The 1,422-nt window shown below is 67.2% G+C and carries 1 protein-coding gene; it reads right to left on the bottom strand.

What is annotated here, in order from left to right; genetic code table 11:
- Nucleotides 1–58 precede the first annotated feature (58 nt).
- On the bottom strand, nucleotides 59–1,300 hold the full coding sequence (locus ACBR40_RS47040) for an IS256 family transposase (RefSeq protein ID WP_344220340.1): 1,242 nt from the start codon (nucleotides 1,298–1,300) through the stop codon (nucleotides 59–61).
- Nucleotides 1,301–1,422: the final 122 nt, after the last annotated feature.

Raw genomic sequence — 1,422 nt, forward strand, 5'->3', positions numbered from 1 at the left:
GGTCACGTCCACGGACGTGGTGTATGAATCAAGCTTCGCGTGATCCTGTTTCTGCAGGTTAAGCGGTAAGTGTCTGCGGGAGCGGGTTCTGGGCCGGTGTGTCGCTTGCGATGAGCCGGACGCGGGCTTTGGCCAGAATGTCCAGGCCCATGTAGCGGCGGGCTTCGGTCCATTCGTCGGTCTGCTCGGCCAGGACCGCGCCGACGAGGCGGATGATCGAGGCTCGGTCGGGGAAGATGCCGACCACGTCGGTGCGGCGGCGGATCTCCTTGTTCAGCCGCTCCTGCGGGTTGTTGGACCAGATTTGGCGCCAGGTCTCGCGGGGGAAGGCGGCGAAGGCGAGCAGGTCCTCGCGGGCGGCGTCCAGATGCTCGCACGCGGCCGGATACTTGGCTTCCAGGGCGTTGATGACCCAGGCGTGCTGGGTGCGCACCTGCTCGGAGGTGGGCTGGTCGAAGATGGTGCGCACCAAGGTGGCCACCCACGGCTGGGCGCTCTTGGGCACGGTGGTCAGCAGGTTGCGCAGGTAGTGGGTGCGGCAGCGCTGCCAGCACGCGCCGGGCAGAGCGGCGCCGATCGCCTCCACCAGGCCGCGGTGGGCGTCGGAGACGACCAGCTGAACGCCGGACAGGCCGCGTGCGACCAGGCTGCGCAGGAAGGCCAGCCAGCCGGCGCCGTCCTCGGCCGAGGTGACCTCCAGGCCGAGCACCTCGCGCTGGCCGTTGGCGTTGACGCCGGTGGCCACCAGCGCGTGCACGTTGATCGTCCGCCCTGCCTCGCGCACCTTCTGGGTCAGCGCGTCCAGCCAGACGAAGGTGTACGGGCCGGCGTCCAGCGCCCGCGTCCGGAACGCCTCGACTTGATCATCCAGCGTCTTGGCCATCTGCGAGACCTGGCTTTTGGAGATGTGCTTGATGCCGAGCTGCTCGATGAGCTTGTCGACTCTGCGGGTGGAGACGCCGAGCAGGTAGCTGGTGGCGACCACGCTGATCAGCGCCTGCTCGGCCCGGCGGCGCCGCTCCAGCAGCCAGTCCGGATAGTAGGAGCCCGACCGGAGTTTCGGGATCGCCAGCTCGATCGTTCCGGTGCGGGTGTCCCACTCGCGGCTGCGGTAGCCGTTGCGGGAGTTGGTCCGTTCGCTGCTGCGCTCGCCATAACCGGCTCCGCACAGGCTGTCGGCCTCAGCCGACATCAACGCTTCGGCCATGGTCTTCACCATGGATCGCAACAGATCCGGGTCGTCGGTCTCGATCTGCCGCGCCAGCCACTGCCCGGGCGTCACACTGTTGTCTACGGCCATCGCCTGGTTCTCCTTCGATCTTGATCTTGCTACTCGAAGGATCACGCGATGGCCGTCTTCATTTCACGACGCCACGCCTGTGACCAGGTCAAACTCGTACACCACTCCCGTGGACGCAACCC

Source organism: Nonomuraea sp. AD125B, from assembly GCF_041402765.1.
GTDB lineage: Bacteria > Actinomycetota > Actinomycetes > Streptosporangiales > Streptosporangiaceae > Nonomuraea > Nonomuraea bangladeshensis.